Annotated in this window: 16 protein-coding genes; 6 read left to right on the top strand and 10 right to left on the bottom strand. The window is 51.6% G+C overall.

The window, feature by feature from the left end; all coding sequences use genetic code 11:
* Positions 1 to 44: 44 nt before the first annotated feature.
* Both ACO6S1_RS12455 and ACO6S1_RS12450 read right to left on the bottom strand, forming a co-directional pair.
* Positions 45 to 845: an E2 domain-containing protein gene (locus tag ACO6S1_RS12455; RefSeq protein ID WP_422343003.1), complete on the bottom strand. Its 801-nt coding sequence runs from the start codon at positions 843 to 845 to the stop codon at positions 45 to 47.
* Complete coding sequence (locus ACO6S1_RS12450) at positions 842 to 2,434, bottom strand: hypothetical protein (RefSeq protein WP_422343002.1); 1,593 nt, start codon at positions 2,432 to 2,434, stop codon at positions 842 to 844. The genes ACO6S1_RS12455 and ACO6S1_RS12450 overlap by 4 nt, the downstream gene beginning before the upstream one ends.
* A 139-nt stretch (positions 2,435 to 2,573) precedes the next feature.
* On the opposite strand from ACO6S1_RS12450, the gene ACO6S1_RS12445 reads away from it, so the two are divergent.
* The 5 genes from ACO6S1_RS12445 (at position 2,574) to ACO6S1_RS12425 (ending at position 6,032) form a co-directional block, all read left to right on the top strand.
* Complete coding sequence (locus tag ACO6S1_RS12445; RefSeq protein WP_422343001.1) at positions 2,574 to 3,443, top strand: WYL domain-containing protein; 870 nt, start codon at positions 2,574 to 2,576, stop codon at positions 3,441 to 3,443.
* A complete protein-coding gene (locus ACO6S1_RS12440) occupies positions 3,422 to 4,330 on the top strand; it encodes a cyclic nucleotide-binding domain-containing protein (protein ID WP_422343000.1) in 909 nt (302 codons plus the stop codon). The genes ACO6S1_RS12445 and ACO6S1_RS12440 overlap by 22 nt, the downstream gene beginning before the upstream one ends.
* A 156-nt stretch (positions 4,331 to 4,486) precedes the next feature.
* Positions 4,487 to 5,182: an adenylate/guanylate cyclase domain-containing protein gene (locus ACO6S1_RS12435; protein ID WP_422342999.1), complete on the top strand. Its 696-nt coding sequence runs from the start codon at positions 4,487 to 4,489 to the stop codon at positions 5,180 to 5,182.
* Between the two features lie 224 nt (positions 5,183 to 5,406).
* On the top strand, positions 5,407 to 5,748 hold the full coding sequence (locus ACO6S1_RS12430) for a type II toxin-antitoxin system RelE/ParE family toxin (RefSeq protein ID WP_422342998.1): 342 nt from the start codon (positions 5,407 to 5,409) through the stop codon (positions 5,746 to 5,748).
* Positions 5,745 to 6,032, top strand: coding sequence for a helix-turn-helix domain-containing protein (locus ACO6S1_RS12425; protein WP_422342997.1), 288 nt, complete (start codon positions 5,745 to 5,747; stop codon positions 6,030 to 6,032). Before ACO6S1_RS12430 ends, ACO6S1_RS12425 begins: the two co-directional genes overlap by 4 nt.
* 163 nt (positions 6,033 to 6,195) lie before the next feature.
* Here ACO6S1_RS12425 and ACO6S1_RS12420 read toward each other — a convergent pair whose 3' ends face one another.
* From ACO6S1_RS12420 to ACO6S1_RS12410, 3 genes are read right to left on the bottom strand one after another with little or no spacing between them, the layout of a single operon-like run.
* Complete coding sequence (locus tag ACO6S1_RS12420; protein ID WP_422342996.1) at positions 6,196 to 7,044, bottom strand: hypothetical protein; 849 nt, start codon at positions 7,042 to 7,044, stop codon at positions 6,196 to 6,198.
* Between the two features lie 30 nt (positions 7,045 to 7,074).
* Positions 7,075 to 8,220 carry a ComEC/Rec2 family competence protein gene (locus ACO6S1_RS12415; protein WP_422342995.1) on the bottom strand — a complete coding sequence of 382 codons (1,146 nt, stop codon included), beginning with the start codon at positions 8,218 to 8,220 and terminating at the stop codon, positions 7,075 to 7,077.
* Positions 8,204 to 9,613 carry a phospholipase effector Tle1 domain-containing protein gene (locus tag ACO6S1_RS12410; protein WP_422342994.1) on the bottom strand — a complete coding sequence of 470 codons (1,410 nt, stop codon included), beginning with the start codon at positions 9,611 to 9,613 and terminating at the stop codon, positions 8,204 to 8,206. Before ACO6S1_RS12410 ends, ACO6S1_RS12415 begins: the two co-directional genes overlap by 17 nt.
* Before the next feature lie 600 nt (positions 9,614 to 10,213).
* On the opposite strand from ACO6S1_RS12410, the gene ACO6S1_RS12405 reads away from it, so the two are divergent.
* Complete coding sequence (locus ACO6S1_RS12405; RefSeq protein WP_422342993.1) at positions 10,214 to 10,849, top strand: S24 family peptidase; 636 nt, start codon at positions 10,214 to 10,216, stop codon at positions 10,847 to 10,849.
* A 23-nt stretch (positions 10,850 to 10,872) separates the two neighbouring features.
* Here the strand turns inward: ACO6S1_RS12405 and mobF are convergent, their stop codons facing one another.
* From mobF to ACO6S1_RS12380, 5 genes are all read right to left on the bottom strand, one after another.
* On the bottom strand, positions 10,873 to 13,800 hold the full coding sequence (mobF, locus tag ACO6S1_RS12400; RefSeq protein WP_422342992.1) for a MobF family relaxase: 2,928 nt from the start codon (positions 13,798 to 13,800) through the stop codon (positions 10,873 to 10,875).
* A 43-nt stretch (positions 13,801 to 13,843) separates the two neighbouring features.
* Positions 13,844 to 16,108: a type IV secretion system DNA-binding domain-containing protein gene (locus tag ACO6S1_RS12395; RefSeq protein ID WP_422342991.1), complete on the bottom strand. Its 2,265-nt coding sequence runs from the start codon at positions 16,106 to 16,108 to the stop codon at positions 13,844 to 13,846.
* Complete coding sequence (locus ACO6S1_RS12390; RefSeq protein ID WP_422342990.1) at positions 16,098 to 16,430, bottom strand: hypothetical protein; 333 nt, start codon at positions 16,428 to 16,430, stop codon at positions 16,098 to 16,100. Before ACO6S1_RS12390 ends, ACO6S1_RS12395 begins: the two co-directional genes overlap by 11 nt.
* 602 nt (positions 16,431 to 17,032) lie before the next feature.
* On the bottom strand, positions 17,033 to 17,377 hold the full coding sequence (locus ACO6S1_RS12385; protein ID WP_168820586.1) for a single-stranded DNA-binding protein: 345 nt from the start codon (positions 17,375 to 17,377) through the stop codon (positions 17,033 to 17,035).
* 530 nt (positions 17,378 to 17,907) lie between these two features.
* A complete protein-coding gene (locus ACO6S1_RS12380; protein ID WP_422342989.1) occupies positions 17,908 to 18,390 on the bottom strand; it encodes a MarR family winged helix-turn-helix transcriptional regulator in 483 nt (160 codons plus the stop codon).
* Positions 18,391 to 18,448 lie beyond the last annotated feature (58 nt).

Genomic DNA, 18,448 nt, shown 5'->3' with positions numbered 1-18,448 from the left:
ATCTATCCACCATCCAGATACTGAGCGGTGATCCGTAAAAAAATTCAATTTATGTTGGCCAAAGGACAATCCTCCATCTTCCCGCAACAGCTTCGACCCTCCTCCTTCAGCTCTTCGATGACTAGAGCGTCAACCTTCCTGCGCAAATATTCAAGCCTGACCAGGTTTTCCACGCCGGAGCGACCGGGACAATCAACGCGCAATATTGGCGGGTGTTGCTTGCAGCATGATGGCATACACGCGCTACGCTGACAGGCAGACTTTCGGTAGGGGTGATGTTTTCGTGTGCATTGACGCGGACAGGGCGAACGAGCGTTGGCCAGTCGTTCGCCGTCTTTGGTCAGGCGCGGTAATTTCCCTCCAAGCCAGCCCTTTTTGCGAAAAATTGCAGCAAGAATTTCCTGCTTCCATCCGAATTCCGCTGCCACTTCCTCCATTTTGAGCTGGATTTCGGCGGCAGGACCATGGCTCATCTGCGCTTCAATCGGCCAGCGGCAAAACTTCTCCGCATATTGCTGATGTTGCAGATAAGCTTGAAGCCCGTTCCACCAATGCTGGGCTTGCCCGAGCGATTGAATATCCTGTTCAGAATTGAGGTACAGGCAAAATGTCGAACCTGGGTTAATGTGCCGCTCGATGCAGAACGCTGGAAGCCATGTGCCGGGAACAAGTTCCGAGACTCTGATTCCATCTTTGTTTGCAGTTACCACCAGATCGTAGGCGCATGTTCCAGGAACTCCACTTCGGCTCGGGGGGCTTACTGTAAACACCAGTTTTGCCGACATCTGCTCATTGATTTCTGCCCAACTGGGCAAGGTATCTACCAACAGAGCAATCGGTTTCATCTGGGTGTGAAGTGTGCCCTCGGCACACCCGTATCGGCAGGCGAATGTGCGCGGTGATACGCCGGTGCCGCTGGAACCGTTGTATCAAGCGAAAGACCAGTAATCACATCATCGTGAGTGAGGTCGCAGGCAGTGCCATTCGCATCGATCAAATCTTCGAGCGCGACCGGGATCAGCTTTTGGGCTTCCGGACCAAGCTGGATCTGATCATCGTCGCAACCGCGCTGCACCTTTTCAGATGTCGCTGTAGCAATGCTCGAAGCCAAGCGTACAGAACGTTCCCCGCGAATGCCGATTCTCGTGATCGGGGTAGGACCGAACTCGATGCCAATTGTAATACCGAGATTGCCGATACCGTTTAGCTCGGCTTTGCAGATAGCGAAAGATGACCGAAGGCCGCCAGCGCACACGAGGCTGATGGCGACTGTCTCGTTCGGCTCTGTTTCAGTCCGAGATCCTTCAGCAACCACCCCGTGAATACAATCACCGATGAAACGGATCTTTCGCCCGCCAAAATCATCTTCCACCACATTTTGCAGTTCCTGCCGCACTACATACAAAGCTTTAACTGCATCGGCGATGCTGCCGGTGGCAATCGCGTTATCGATATAAGCGGTATAGCCCGAAAGGTCCGCAAAGAGAGAAGCGAGTCCCATTCTGATCGAGGAGCTGGGCATAAGATCAGCGAACTTGATGTCGTTGAGTGGCGGCTCCTTATAGTGGAACGCGAAGTCCGGTATCGTCGGGTCAGGAACGGATTTCGCCGTGATTTCGTCGCGCCATTCTTTAAGGATCACTTGGGGATCACGCAGCACACCACTCGAAGCTGTAACTTCGTCTCGCAGGTCGATCATACCCTTGACAACGTCCTCGTCGAGCTTGACCAGCGTCTCGAGCGGGCCCACCGCAGGTTGATCCAAAACAGCTCGTGCACGGTCCGACAGGAAAATGCCGGGCTCATCGCCATAAGCGAGCTTCGCGGCATGATTGGCCGAACTCCCGAGGAACATTGGTTCTTGCTCCAGCCCGTTGCCATTATTAATCGCGACGCACGGACCGATATCAACGCCTATGCGAAACACCGCATCCAGATCGCTGTCAGCCAGTTCCCGGTTAGCCTGATCGGCGACGACGCGGAAATCGCGGATAAAACTCAAGGCCTTCAGTAGGCTGTCGTCACGGCCTTCATCCCCATCCGGATTTAGCACTACTGCGTGCATGCGGCTTCCGTGAAAATCCACTCTTTGAGCATCGGTCTGTTCGATCACGCGGTCACATGTGCTGTAGTAAAGGTGCAAAAAGCGAAGGGCCTTGGCGTGAGAGGCTTCGGTCTCGCGGCCCTCTTCAATCCGGTAATCATCATAGTTCGTGATCGCGATGTAAATCTGTACTGTATCGACGACAACGGCCCTGCCTTTTTGAAGATCAAACAGCGGCGGGGCGACAGACTCATTGGCCGCTTTCAATACCGCCTTACGCGCCTCGTAAAGAGGCATATATTCGTCCGCGAAACGGCGCACATCAATTTCCGGCGCTTCATCTATCAATTTTCTTATGCGCTGCTGCGCCTGCCCATACTGCCAAGCCATATTCAAAATCCTGTTTTTGGTGCGAGGCAAAGGTGTCGCGTCGCATGACGAATCGAGATATCCTATAAAATAGGACTATCCCTTAAAAAGTCAATATGCTAGAAAGACGCATGTCAAGATTGAGAGAGGAATCGTAGCGTTGGGAGAGCAAAAAGCGAACGTTCGAAAGCGGCAACAGTTCATCGAGTTTCAGCTCGCATGGGAGGGAAAGCTGCAGCGAAAGCAACTCCAAGATCAGTTCGAGATATCGCCGCAGCAGTCTACGGTCGATCTCGGGGAATATAGCGAAGCTTACCCATCAAACATTGCCTATGATCCGCGGCAAAGAGCTTATGTGCGCGGGACGGCCTTTGCGCCCCAGTTGACTGATGGCGATGTTTCAGAATATCTTGCCCAACTGGAAATGCTTAGCAAAGGCTACCGCGAAGAAAGCGAGATTTGGCCAGTGAACGTCCCGGAATTTGATACTGTGGCTGTTCATTCACGGCCGATTGCGCCGGAGACGTTTAAACTCGTCCTTGCGGCAATCCGACAGCGGCAATGTCTCAAAGCTAGATACGTATCTCTCAGTTCCGGTAGTGAAGGGTTTCGAGCGATCCTTCCTCATGCCTTGGCAAGTGACGGTCACCGTTGGCATGTGCGAGCCTTCGATTTCGACAAACAGCGCCATTCGGATTTTGTGCTTTCCAGACTGGAGGCCAAAGGCTTTGCTGATACACCCAGCGGTGATCTTCCTCGCGATGTTGATTGGACATCTACAATACAGCTGGTCCTCACGGCGGACCCAGCGATGCCGGAACCTAGGCGCGAGAGATTGGAATCTGAATATCGGATGCGGAAAGGCGCTCTCAGGGTCAAGATCAGGCAGGCAATGTTGTTCTATTATCTGAGGTTCTATGGGTTCAACCCCCATGACCTGAAAGACGGAGCCATGCGCAATGTGAGTAGTTTTCACCTCAAAGTCGCTAATATAGAGGAGGTCGAAAAATGGATTGGCCGGAGAAATTAAGACAACTTTTCCAACCTAGAAAATCATCTCAAGATTCCGCGCTTTACGAAGGAGAAACGGGGCAGGAGCGAATAATCGCTATTCTTCGCGAAAATCCAGTTGTGGATGGCCAAGGCGAAGTCGCGGCGACGTTGTACGATCGAGGGGCTTTCCAAGGTTTTAGCAAAGGTGAAGATTTGATCTTGCAGGGAGCGAACGACGACGACGTTTACTTCCTCTTGTTCGGTGAAGTTGATATCTTAATTGACAAGAAATGGCGCGCAAAACGTGTTGCTCCCAACCAAGTCGGCGAAATGGCTGCCTTGGATGCAGGTATGCCCCGGTCGGCCACTGTGCGAGCAAAAACTGATGCGGTCTATGCGTGGAAAGTTCCGGCGCAAAACTTTAACGAACTCTTCGTAGCCGATGGCAAGGCTGCCCTTCGTATTAGGCGGGAGTTATCGTCTCGCCATCGAGAGCAATTGGCTTGGAAGCCCGCTCGAGACGGTTTGAAAAGCTTCGCTTTATGGAGCGTCATATCCTTACTGGTAGCGGTTCTATGTGCGGCGATTGCCTGGACAACAACCGCTTTTTTACCCTTTGGGGAGATAGAGCGGGCCGTAACCACTGGAGGAACGGCACTTCTATTTTTCATATTCACGATGCTGCTGAACCCGGCGTTTTTATGGCGCAGGTTGATTTCGTATGTGCTGTTGGGATGGGCCGGGTTGTTCGTGATGGATTGGACTATCGCCGCCAAGATGAAAAACGGATCAGAGGAAACAGAGGTGTCTTTGGTGTCAAGCGGACTGGACCTCGACTGGACCATTCTGACACCCATCGCAATCGTGTCGGTAGTGCTGATTGGAATCTTTGCAGTTTTCGAGCACAAAAGAATGGAGGGTTGAAATGCGACAATCAAATGGTGCCGAGAACCCTATTTCGAGGGCAATGCAACAAGGAATCGAGAGTGGCATAACTCCCGCGACCGGAGGCGCAATAGTGGCCGAATGCCAAGCGCGCTTGCATAGCGCGAACGTTGCACAACGTACTGGAGAGCGTTGGTGTCCCTGAAGGACGATCTCGAGGCGGAGGTCGCCGAAACCTTCGAAACAAAATGGACCACGCGAGACGGCCAGGTTGTACCATCCCCGGCAGACGTCAAACTCGGCAACGACGCAGTCAAGCTGAAGGGCACCGTACTGTACGCTGATCTTTCGGAATCTACCGCGATGGTCAAATCGAAAAAGGATTGGTTCGCAGCCGAAGTGTACAAAACCTTTCTTCATTGTTCAGCGAAAATCATCAAACATTTCGGCGGCACGATAACCGCTTATGATGGGGACCGCATCATGGCGGTCTATTTGGGCAAAAGCAAAAATACCAGCGCCGTAAAAACTGCTCTAAAAATCCACTCAGCTCGGCAACATATCATTCAGCCCGCGCTAAAGAAACAATATCCCAATAGTACGTTCGAACTGAAACATACTTGCGGTGTGGATACGTCGGACCTCTTCGTAGCGAGAACCGGTGTGCGGGGCGATAACGATCTCGTATGGGTTGGACGTTCCGCGAATTGGGCTGCCAAGCTAAGTGACCTTCCCAATACTCACGCGACTTGGATTTCCGCAGCCGTACATGATGTGATGCACGAATCTGTGAAGCTGGATGGCAACAAAGACAACATGTGGGAAAAACGCTCATGGACGCCGCAGAATGGAGCTACAATTTATCGTTCCGATCACTGGTGGAAATTGTGAGCTAGATAGGGTCCATTCGCCCTCAAGATGTCGCACGCGCCTCATTGCGGCAATCACTGAACTTAAATTCATAACTCCGAGGATCGATAAAGGGTCAAAAATGGCGATAAACAAAGCTGGATCAGTCTTCGGTTTAGCCGACAAAGAGCAACATTGGTCGACATCGCCTTTGTATGCTTACTACGCCATTGACATATACGCCATTGACGTATAGAAGAGTTGCAATGAATAGCCTTCAAACCGTTGTAGAGCTTCCTGAGTTCCAGAAACGTGCGAAGGCGATAATGTCCGATTCAGAGCGACATGGAGCGATTGATTACATTGCGGCGAACCCTGATTCTGGCGCTCCGCTTGGCGGAGGATTGAGAAAAGTGCGTATCCCAAGAGAGGGAGGCGGAAAGAGTGGCGGCTTTCGAACGATATATGTGTTCGGTGGTAGGCATATGCCGATTTTTTTAATCACGGTCTTTGGGAAAAATGAAAAAGGTAATTTGACTAAACCGGAACAGGCAACAGCTGTTACATTGAGCAAAAAAATCATTGCGGCATATGGAGAAAAGAAATGAGCGCTTTCGATACTATTGGAAAAGGGTTAAATGAAGCCTTAGCTTTCGCTGAAGGCCAGACTAAAGGCGCTCGCGTTCACAAAATTGAAGTACCGAGCGTCGATGTCGTTGACATTCGGCAAAAAACCGGCCTGTCGCAAACAGACTTCGCCCGCAGCATTGGAGTTGCAAAAGGTACATTACTCAATTGGGAACATGGCCGAAGAGATCCAAGCGGCCCCGCTCAGGTGCTCCTAGCATTGATCGCGCGCAAACCTTCTGTCGTGCAGGAATTGCTTCGCTAACATCTCACCCAATTCAATACCAACACGCCAAATGTAAAAATACAATCTTTCATCATACATCGGCCTGCATACTTGTATCAATGAATTTTGGCCCGCAGCCTGCTACATGCACAAAAAATAGGTAGATAATTGAGGAAAAGAACAAATTCCTTATCTCCGAGATTTAAGGTGCCAAGGAAGTTTCGTCTTCGACGGCTGCGCATTCTCTTGCGGATAAAGGCGATGTCGTAAAATGCCGATCCGCAATTTCTGGGTCGTAATTACCGTAGGAGACAGCGGAAGGACCAACCTCAATCGATTCAATCCCTTGGGTCAAGCCTAGCCTGCAAAATTGTGACCTATTAAACCAAATATCAACCTCGGGACTAATCGCAGAGGATCTTACTCTGAGCTCCAATGACCGATTGCTATTAGCGTTGTAGAAACGGCCAATCTTGCCATTAAGTTGCCGCTCTAATTCGCTGCCTTGCCGGACATACGCAAATCCTCTTTCGGGCTGATATTGGCCCGATCTCGGAGAAGCTGCCTGATAGGCGTTTCCCAGGAAATGAAACGGCGACGTACCGGTTTCAGAAAGTGTCCTTAATCTCGCAATGACGAGGTCATTTTTGGCAATATCCACACTTTTACGTATGTCGGAGAAAAGGGCATCCGAATTCTGCGAAATCCGCAAAGCGGGTAGTTTTTCCTGAAATTTTGATATCAGCTGCGGATCGTCGGTCTTAAAAAAGCCGGATTCGCGCAAAGCGGCCGCATCATCGGTTTTGAGATATCCTTTGGTTCTCAGCCAGACAGCCAAAAATTCCGGCTTCTCGTTTTGCAGTTTGTTTAATTCGGCGAACAAATCTTCTTTGCGCTCAAAGGACTTCCACGAAATCGTTTTCTTGTCCATGTCGACATCGACGCTACCACCGTCAGGCCCGATCTTGCCGACACCAAAGATGAATAGCGCTGCCAATGCCAATATGACGACAACGCCCAAGATAATGGCACCTTTGCTCATTGAGGACATATTGTCTCCTACTGGCATAATTTCACTCAATCATCTGCCCGGATTATCATCGGCTTTGAACGTCCGGCTCGTGGATACGGTGTAATTATCGCCGTCCGAAGTGACGACAACATCGCCTTGATAGATGGCCTGGACCCGGCGCACTTCATCTCCGACGCTCTCGGTGGCACCCCATGCCGTTTGAATAATCCTATATACCTTTGCCTGTTCTAGGCGCTGCAAGGTTTCATCATGAGGATGGTGATAGTCATTATCGTTGCCCGCAGATATGATTGCAATGACCGGTTTGATCTTTTCAAGAAACACGCTGTCAGAGCCATTATTGCCACCGTGATGGTCGACATGCAGAACATCGACAATGATCCCCATATTTTGGATAACATCTCCGACCGCGCTTTCCACTTTCGCATCTTCGCTGCCATAGGTCCTGCCAATCATGTCGCCTGAAATCAAAAAATGGAAATCCTTGTAGCTGACGAGAAAGGAGAGGCTGCGCTCATTCTCCGTGTTCACCCTTGCAACCCGGCTACCACGGTTCCTGACATATCCGTTGCCGGCTAGCGCGGTCATTTTTGAGCCGGAACCTAGATCAATCTCAAAACCATCGACGCTAGCCTGGTTGCTCAACGACACACGCTCGCCCATAGATTCGGCCAATAGCCTGTATTTTCTGTAGGCTTGGCTGGTCGCAGCAGGCGTATCGCCGCGGTCCACGAAGCAGCGCACGGGAATGTCATCTCCGCGGCCGATCTCATCCTTGTCCGGTGCAAATGAGGCCGCTCCGACCCAACCGTCGTTTCCATCATTGTCGTCATCGCCTATGGCGCCCGGCGTCTTATTCCAGCCCAGAAGAAAGCTGTCGCCATGGTGAGGGCCAAACACAATTCCGCCAATGTGATCGACGTCGTAATGCGACACAATCAGATAATCGAGGGATTTGACACCATGTTTGGATAGCACCGCACCAATAACTTTGCCGCCATTATAAGCCGCGACATCTCCTCCATCGAAGAGAATATTGACGCGACTGCCATCAGCGGCCGGTGGCCCCTGAATCAGGGTCGCATCACCCTGCCCCACCCTGATGTTCGTAATCTCCAGATCCTGAGCGCTCGCCGCGCCCGAAAGGAACAAAAGCAAAAAACCGAATATGGTGGTTCTAGTCAGTAACATCATCTCCCCCTCCTGCTCCGTTTCCCTTCATATGATCCGGTGGAATCTTAATAGCCATCCCAACGAATATGTCATCGGGATCATCGAGTTGATCCCGATTGAGATTGAAAATCTCGTCATACCTGTCCTTTTTACCCAAATATTTTGCCGCCAGTTTTCCCAGCGTGTCGCCACGCACTACTGGATGGACCAGTGCAATTTGGTCATCGGATCTCTCATCATCCATGCTCAATACCGTCATCCTAGAAGCAACGGCGTCCAAAGTCTTTGGCCGGTATGCAGCAGCACCTCGTCCTACACCGAGTTCAGCGTTCCAGCGGCGGCGAGCGCTTGCGCTGACCAGGACAATATCATTTGGTCCGACACGGTCCGAAGAAAGCATGGCGCTCTTCAACTTGCCGATGAGCGAGTTGGCGCTGCGCGCAACCTCGGGATCGTTCTGCAAGGGAGCCAAGTGGTTAGGGGAAATTTCATAAGCTCGAGATTCCGGACCGTTGCGAATTTCTAGTCCTTGCGCTCTGGCACCCTTCAAAACCCAGGCTAGCGTTGCATCTGAAAGCCCCCGCTCCGGACCGCCGCCGCCGACCGAACCATGAACGCCAGGAAACCATTTTTGCTGATATGGGGCGTGGGGATCATACATCGACCAGTCTTGATCGGTATTGAGATCCGCCACGTTGTTCCAAAGGACAGGCTCAAACAAGACACGGCGCTCATCGATTGCCACGGCATGGCGCGCCGCCTGCACCTTGCTGGTCAATTTGGCATCGTGAAACTTGAATTTTCGGTTTATCCAGGTGGCTCCAGGAATAAATTTGGGACAGCCCAGCGCCGCCACCGTGTCCCAAACACCGATATATTTGATTTGCAGGATAGGCACATCGCGCCAGTCCATATCGCTGCAATTCTCCTGCCGCCAGTCCTTATCCCACTCGCTCACACAGATTTGTGAAGAATATTGGGAACGGAATTTGAGCGCATCAAGCGAGTCATCGCCGTCACCCTTGAAAACTGCCTTATAAAGTCCGATCGCTTCTTCGATTTCTTTGGCGCTATCGACATTCAATATTCCGGCATGTCGGATAAAACCGACAAACGAGCGGGCCGTGAAGCCCCCCCGGGAGAAACCGAAAGCAAAAATATGATCGCCGGGTTCGTAATTGAACAGCAAAAAGCGATAGGCATCCCGGATGTTGTCCATCATCCCCTTGCCAAATGCGCCACCGCGAAACCGTTCATCCTTAGCGGTACCGATACCTTCGTCATAGTAGATTAACTGGGGCGTACCATCGGATGCGATCGGCTTGGTCATCTCTGCCAACAGCACAACATTAGTCGGTGAGTCGGCGGCAAGCTTATTCCAAGTCCCGTCAAAACAAAAGACTAGTCGTTTCATGCCGACCCCCAATTCTCGCCAATGTCTAAGTTTACAATATGTCCCAAAACCTTTGATGTTAGAAATGCAAGAAAACAATACTAACCCTTAAGACCAGAGCCGCGTATTCAGCAGTAGTACAGTTTTCGCATTTCCAATTTCATGCTAAATCAAATGGCTCCGTATTGGAAGATCAATGCGAAACTATATTTGGCACGATAATCTGAGTAAATTTTGAAGGTGTCCGTACACTAATTGCCTATAGGCCTCACGTTCGATCTGAATCGAATAAACCGCATCAACGATTGTTGAGCCCAAGTGGTGGTGATTCCGAGCTAAAATCTTCTTGTTTCCGCAAATAATCCTCCACCCTCTTCAACGTCCTAGCCCTCGGCCTACGTCCATCCCTCAAATCCAATACAAACCGCGGATCACCCACGGCCCGTCTACCAAACCGCGTCGGCGACATATGTGTCTGCTTCAGGTGCATCTCGATACGATCCAACAGTTTCACATGAGGCCTCCTCGAATCATAAATTCCTTGCGTTCTTGTTATGTTCCTAGTAGGAAGATTGTATATTGTCTAGGATAAATCCTATTTAGGGATCGAAAGGCACCAAAATGGATGATGTACGAGAAACTCTGGACCGGCTGATCCGCGAAAACGGGGATGATTATTCCGGCCTCTCAAAAATGCTTGGCCGTAATGCAGCCTATATCCAGCAGTTCATAAAGCGCGGCACGCCGCGCAAGCTGGACCCGGAGGACAGGCTTAGGCTGGCAAGCTTTTACGGTATTGACGAACAACTCTTGGGCGGGCCGCCCCCAACTGGCAATGACGGCATGGTCGAAGTCCCCGTACTCAATGTCAATGTTTCGGCAGGACATGGCGCGCTGGCGACAAGTGAGGATAGGAAAACACGTTTCTCATTCGATGAACGCTGGCTACGTAAACTGACCCCGGCTAGAGGCGCCAGCCTTTCGGTTGTCCGCGTCATGGGCGATTCCATGGAACCAACTCTGTCGGACGGCGATGACGTTCTGGTGGATGCTTCCGACCATGGTTCACGGCTCCGCGATGGGGTATATGTTATGCGGATCGATGATACGCTGGTGGTCAAGCGCATTGCACTAAGACCGGATAGTCCCTTCATTACCATTGCCAGCGATAACCCGACCTATCCGACTTGGAAGGATATTGATCGCAGCACCGTCCATATCGCTGGCCGCGTGCTTTGGTTTGGTCGCGCGCTTTGATCAGAGGTTTGCCCTGAGATCATCTAAATTCCCATATCCAACGGCTTGCTGTGTTCTTTTTCAAGTTCTCGCTGGTCCTTTTGCGGTTCTTTGGGCGCAATTTCATTTCCTTTGGAAAGACCCGTGGCTGCGGCTTTACCAAGACGCTGTGTCACTTCAAGCGCCGATCTTTTTGCGCCGTCATTTTTCTCGACTGCTGCTTCCAGTTTCTCGCGGTTATCAACGATGAGCGTCAAACCATCCCGCAATCTCGTAATCGTAACCAGAAATGTCTGCTTGTTGGAAAGATTGCGCTCGCGGCTATCCATGACCGCAATCCCGCGATCAGAAGTAAGCCCCTGCGCCATATGCGCATTGAGCGCGTAAGCCAGATCAATACGTTTTAGCATGGGATCGCTATGGGGCAGACGATGCTCGATGCCGGAAGATGTTCGCAAGTGAACATGCTTGGCATCAATTGCTGTAATATTTGCCTGATCCGCGTTGAACAGCCCGCGTTTGTGATCGCTGTCGGTCCAGCGAATTTTATCACCGGCATAAATATCGAGCTGCTTCTTTTCATAGAGAGCGATCTGGTCTTCAGATGCATTTGCGCGAAGCTTGCTCACCTGAAAGCTCCGCTCCCTGCCCCCACGATCTTTCAGGACAAGCTGCTTTGCGCGCTCATCGACCGAGACCACATCATATTGCCCCTTGCCAAGGCGCTGACTTCTGTCCGGAGCTTTAAGTTCAATCATCATGCCGGGTTTGTAGCTGTGAATATAGCGCAGTTCCTCGCGGGTGCTGTTGACGCGGGAGAAGGTGTCCAGTTTTTGCCCTCGTTTTCCCAGTTCGCCGTTTTGTTTAAGCCCGGCCTGGACCGCTTCATTGACGGCTGTGCGCAGCGCTCGTCCTGATGCATAGATGGCGGTGGATTGCCGGTCTTGTGGAGAAAGCGCTAACCAGCGTTCGGCGGCGATTAGGGCGCTACCCTCTTTGGTTTCGGTAATATGGTCTTTCAAATAGGACATAGCCTCGCCGACATTTCCGGCCTGAGCTGAATATTGCGCGCGGCGTAGTATTTTATCGCGGGCGCGTAAATTGGTGATCATTTTGGCTGTATCAATGCCCGATGCCTGTACAAGCGCAAAGGGCTTGCCGGCATCGACAGCGCCCAGCTGCTTCTTGTCTCCGATCATAACCAGACGGTCGACCTCGAGCAGGTTTGCGAGCCGGACCAGCTTTTCTTTTTCGACATTGGAGACCATCGAGGCCTCGTCGAGTACCAGCACATGGTCTTTCATGGCGGCTTTGGCTTCCATGATAGCCTTCTTATCCGCTCGCTCCTCAAGGAGGTTCTTATGATTTCCAATAAAGCGCGCCAAGGTCATCGACGCAATTCCGGTATCGCGTTCGAGCATCTGGACCAGCGTATTCTGGACGGCGAGACCCAGCACCGTTTTGCCATTCTCGCCAAGAAGCTGCGAGACAGGTTTGAGAAGGCTGCTCTTGCCTGCCCCTGCTATGCCCTGCACAGCGATAATGCGGTTGGACGATGATAATATCATCCGGCCTGCGGATTCCTGACCTTTGTTAAGTGTCATCCCAAAATTGAGAGCCGCGACCGCCTGCAGCTGATCGCCTGCCATGTCCGATGACAAAATAGGCTCCGACTTGCCCCTGCCCGCTTCCACCTGTCCAATTATGCGCCGTTCGATCTGCAAGGCATCGCGCGTGGTGACAAAATTGCGGTCGCGTCCTTTGCCCCGGACGAGCTCACCTTCCCTGACCAGAGCCCTCACGCGGCGTTCGACATGGGCAATGGATGTCGGGAGGCCAAAATCTAAAGCAGTCTTGTAAACATCATATACCCCAAATGCCGCTTCACGCTGCCCCAGATGACGGATGGCTGAAGCGGTCGCCTGCGCTGCGGCAATCTCTTCGCGTGGCTTTTTGAGAATATGCGCTGGCACCAAAGGATCGGCTGAGGGCTTTGGTCCAAATCCTTGAATTTTTTCAGCGAATGTGCGCAGGAAGATCATTCCTTTTTGTGCCAGTGACAGATTGGGATTTTGATCAATCTCCAAACCTGCTGCGCGAATATTGGCTTTGTCGATCAATCCGCTGAGATCGAGCTCCATCAACTGTGTTGCTTCCTGCCAGGTCGCGGACAAGGCATCTCTGTCTTTGATAGTTTCTTTGGGCGCACGGGTTGCAAGGGCAGCAATTTTGCCAGCTTGCAATCCTGGTCCCCGGCGAGCATCGAGCACCTCCTGTCGGCGCGTAGAAAAAGCCATGACCGCTTCGCGCGAAATGCCTGCTGCTTCGAAATTGCCATGCTTGCCTTGGTGGGCAGGCTGATATCCCAGTTTCTCGATTTCAAGACGAAAGCGCGCCATGGTCATGCTGTTCAGAAGAGTGTTGTTCGACCATAGTTTGTCATTATGAAGCGCCCGCCATTTGGCGTCCGGGCCTTGGGTGACATTGGCGACAACCGCATGAAAATGGACATTGGGTTCTTGATTGCGATTGGTGTCATGCTGAAATAGTCCAATTGTCAGATTGCCCGTTCCAATGGTCTTAATTTTACCACGTGAAAAAACCCTTGTTTCTGCGACATTTTTCTCGGCCCATTGCAGCGTCTCGATCACCGCTGTCCGGTACGCTTCGATGATCCGTTTATCGCCGCCCACCAAAGCGATTAACGACCAGCTTTTTGGCAGCGAAAAGGTAAGATCGGTTCCGGCACGGTGACATTGTTTGTCGCTGCCAACACGCTCGCCATTTGGCAGTTCGCCGCGCAGCAGAGCTTCAAAGGCCGGCGCGTCGACTGGGCCCTTTAAACCGAGACGCTCGGCTCCTTCTCCAATCCACTGACCGGACCGGTCGGCATCGGCTTTGGTATAATAATTATCTGCCGCAAAATAGGTTGCAGCGCCGCCCGCGGAGCGAACATTGGAAGCGGAGAGCATAGTCCATTCCTTTCATTAGGGCGCGCCCTCCACCGCGCAGGCTTCACATGTCATATTCGCCGATATCGCGGTCCGGCTCATCGCGCACCGCGCCTTCACGCAGGTCGCGGCCAGCATCACGCGGCGAACCGCTGAGCGATCGGGTCTTGTTTGCTGGATCAGGCAGATCAGGGCGCTGCAGTTTGTCATCTTTGGGAGACGGAGATGGCGCCTGCTCTTCCTTGCCGGGAGATTTATCTGGACCATCGGAAGCCGGATCCGCTGTGCCATCCTTGAGCAATTGATCTCGTGGTTCATCAGGCAACTGGTCGTCTGTGATTTCGTCGGGTTCCCGGAAGGCAAACTCCTTCTGATCGGCTGCGGATTGTTTGACGCCTTCTTCATTGTCATCGGCGTCCGCTGCTGGATCTACCTCCCCGCCGTGGCTATTTTTATCTGCCCTGTCAGGCTTGGAAGACGGCAGTCGTTCTTTACTGGGTGCACTGGATTGAGCCGTTTCATCTGGATCATCAAATGCCCGCGCAATAAATCCTTCAGCTAGACTGGGCCAGGATTGCGGGACAAGTTTAACCGGCGCTGCAGGGAAGCCATCGGGAAATTTTATGTAACCGTTGAGGCGCGGCAAGTTCATAAACTGATCGGGTAGCAGAAGCGGTTCGATCTGCCTTCTGGGGGTTAGACTGACCGCATCACGGGCATTATTATAACCGTAACTATAGCCTTCTTCCATGTCTCTGATTTGCCGGTGACCAATGAAATCCGAACACCATGTTGCGGTTTCCCGATCAGCCGTTGCCAGGATTAATTTGGTGCGCGCAAGCGAAGACAATGTCATCGCCATATTTTCACCATATACCTCCTTGAGTTTGGCAAATGCGTGGATGCCGGTGACGATGGCGCCGCCAAAATTGCGGGCCGTTTGCAAACCTTTTTCCAGCGCCGGCAACCGGTGCAATGCGCCCAGCTCATCAATCATGAACCACACCCGCAAATCGGATGTCCGGCTCATCGACATGAGGGTATTCATCGCAGTATCCATCCACAAGGTTAGCAGCTTGGAACAGATACTCATGTCCACATAGCGCGCGGATATAAATATGATCCCGCCGCGTTCGCATTCACCCTGCACCCAGTCGCGGATTGAGAAGTGCGGACCATGTTTGGGCAGCAACATCAAAGCCTCGGCATTTGCATTAAGCACAGCCCGGATTGAGGTTGCCATGCGGGCCGCTTTGGGCGCGGTGAGTTGCTCCGCGACAGTGCCCTTTAGGAGCTTATGCACATCGGTGAGATCGGCCGTAATCAGTTTGTTTGCGAGCGCCTCGTTGGTCGGTGTTCCCGCCTTCATCAGCTGCATGCAGGATTGCACAAATACCGAGCGGGCACCAATAACCCAGAACTGGTCATCGCCGCCGCCATCCTGGGGCACAAGCGCTTTAGCCGCACTATGAAATTCAGCAATAGTACTGCAATCATTGAACACGCTCCACTGCGGACAGCGGGCATCAAGCGGGTTCAGTATGACATCACGGGAGGCGTCATAGAAATGTTCGATAAAGGCACCGGTCAAATCGAATATGACGGCGCGCTGTCCCTTTCTACGAGCCTCGTCAATCATCTCCAACAAGGCCACGGTCTTGCCGGTTCCGGTTGTCCCGATCAGCATCGCATGGCTCTGCTCAAGTCGCCAGGGATAACGAACGCCGGCTATTGCCGAGGGCTTGTAATAACCTGCCGCAGCAAGCTGGTTCGATCCCGCTAAACGCCAACGCCAGCCCAATTCGGCGCGCATTTCGCGTGCCTGCTCACTAGCATTACGGCGGGTTATTTCCGCTTGCAGTTCGGGCAGCGTTGCAAGCTGCGCGCCGCGTTCATGTTTACTTTCTTTTGACCGTCCGCCAAAATATTCTGCGACCCAGTAGAACAGGATAAAGGCAGGCAGAAACAGCAATGCGGAGATGGCCAGAGCCGTGCGGAGCGCTGTCCCTAATGCTTCCATTGCGCGCACGACAGGCGGAAAATTCTGAACCGCTGAGATGGCCATTTCATTGCTCGCGCCGCCGGCAAGATCAAGATTTACCGGCTTGGTAGGATCAAACTCCATGAACCCGTAAAGCGAGGCATAAAGGTTCATACCGGCAAGGTAACGCTGATGGTCGGTAAGACCGGATGTCACCATCCAATACGAAACGCCTACCAAGAGAACGGCAGCAATGATCAGAGGAGCTTTGAGCCCGCTAGCAAACATGAAACCAAAGTGCCCGAGAAGCTGGCTACCGCGCGTGAAGTTTACAATATTACGCTTCATCTTGGCCTCCATTCGAAGAGGCAGCAGCAAGCCCCAATCGTTGTAGGCGACGGGCATAGGCATCGTGGGTTTTTTGCCGAAGCGAGCTATCTGGATGGGCGGTTAAAATGGCATCAAGCGCTACGGACGAGAATACGATCTCGCGGGCTTTGTCGAGGTCTTTTAGGGTATCCTTACGACCTTCATCCTGCGTAATATACGCCGCCATGACAAGATCGCGAATGAAGACGCTGACACATTCGCCGTGGTCATCAGCTTCCGATCTGACCCACTGTGCAAGCGGATAAGAAAGATAGGTTTGTAAGCAAATATGGTTGGTCATACTCAGGTTCCTTGACGTTCAAGAACCTGGTTCACCCTTCGAAAAGCCCAATAAGAATAAATCGTGAACAAGTCTAAGTCAATCGGTTATGTTTCTATAATTATCAATAACTTGCGGCGATTTGATTGGGCTAAGACTTGGCAAAAACCCACCAAGTCTTAGAGGATTTGTCTGTTACATCGGTCGATTTTGGGACTTAAACAGTTGATATCAATGAAAATATCCAAGGCAGCGAGCTGCGTACGGTGTGCTGTCAAGTTCCCAGCTCGGCAGGCCCGATCCAGTCCAATTTCTCGACCGCTAAATAGCTGATTTAAAACAACTTTCCTTCAAAAGTACAGGATGGGTGTATTTGGGACGGGAAGAGAAGAGGCCCAAAAAAGGCCGTTTGGCAACCAAATAGCATGCAAAAGACGAAAACTGCCGAGCGGTTTTTATCAATTTTCTGCTGGATTGGAGAGACTGTTGGTGCGTTTGCAATGGCATTGAAGGTACAAACTGGCGATATAATTTATCGCCAAATAGACGTTATAATTGGAGCAAAGAAAAAGGCCCGGTAGCGAATGCTACCGAGCCTGGGAAAGTTGGAATGTTTGTATCGATTAATCAGCAGATTTGACTTTCGCCTTGGAGAGAAAATCAACTTGCTCAGCGATGATTTCGCAGCCGTAACGAGTGACGTTTTTATCGTCTGTCCACTTGGTATAATGTAGACGTCCTGTGACCATTATCATGGCTCCTTTGGTGACATGGTCTGCAACGCATTTGCCGATACCATTGAAGCAGGTGATCCGGTGCCATTCGGTTTCTTGCTGGCGTTCTCCTTCACTGTCTTTGTAGGACCGAGTTGTGGCGAGTGAGATGTTGGTAATCGTTGCATCTGACCTGGTTTCGCGAACCTCCGGATCGTTTCCTACGAAGCCGACGAGTGTAACTGTGTTTTTCATGATTGAAGTACCTTTCGAAGCTATTTGTTCGTCCAAGGGACTATCCCTTTGACTAAGCCCCGAAAGGTCCGGTTGGGGTCTGGACTGCACCGAATGATAATGAGGGAAACCCCGCATGAAGGGGTGGTGCGGGCAGGCATCCGCAGGATGACAACACGGCCCTGAAGATGCGCGGGTTGCAGGTCCAGGCACCATCCGGACAGGGGCGGTTTATGTCAGATATGGGGATGTGTTTTTTGGATGACAAAAACTGGTGAAAAGGATTGAGGCGTCCAAAATAGGGCGAATGAATGCCGCTTCACTTGGGAGGGCACGATGTCGTCTTGTGGGCCGTTTGCAGCCAGTCTGGTTCTGCCCGTTTTGGGCGCAAAAGCAGGCACTAGCCCGCAAATAAAACAAGACGCCGATTGCACCAACTGCCGACATTTGCATAAAGAAAGGAGCGAGTGGCCCCAGCCACTCGCTCCAGCTAATCCAACTGATCCTGATTCAACGGGAGGAAGTACCAGGTTCATTTGGATTTTCGCGGTCTAAAGCGCGCAACTGCCCCTTAGATTGCCAACCATTTTTTCCATCGCGGTTCTGATGATTGCCACATCTGCGTCAGAAACATCCTTTAACATTATCTCATAAACGGCGTTAGCTTCTCTCCGAAGTTCCGGAATAATACTGACTGCCTTTGGACGCAGGAATATTCGCCAGACACGCCGGTCACCTTCTGCGGACCGACGTTCGACAAATTCCAGTTTTTCGAGATGATCAATCGTCAATCCGATCGTAGCCCGTTCCAGCTCAAGGCAATTTGCCAGCTCTGTTTGCGTCATTCCCTCGGTCTTGATTAGATAGGCCAATGTTCTCCACTGTGTGCGGGACAGGCCGAACTGGGCAATCGATTCATCAAATGCCTTGCGCAGAACTCGGGGTACTTCCTCCAGCAAAAACGCAAACTCATCGGTCTCATTAAGGAACCCGTCTTGCGCGTTGGCACTCATTGTAGCTGTTTCGGTTGTCATGATAGTGACCATATCGTAAATTTAATATAATATAAAGCCCTTTACTGTCTATCACTAT

The organism is Parasphingorhabdus sp. (assembly GCF_965233695.1).
In the GTDB taxonomy this organism is placed as follows: domain Bacteria; phylum Pseudomonadota; class Alphaproteobacteria; order Sphingomonadales; family Sphingomonadaceae; genus Parasphingorhabdus.
The sequence above is the reverse complement of the archived record's forward strand: the minus strand, read 5'-3'. Positions and strand labels throughout refer to the sequence as shown.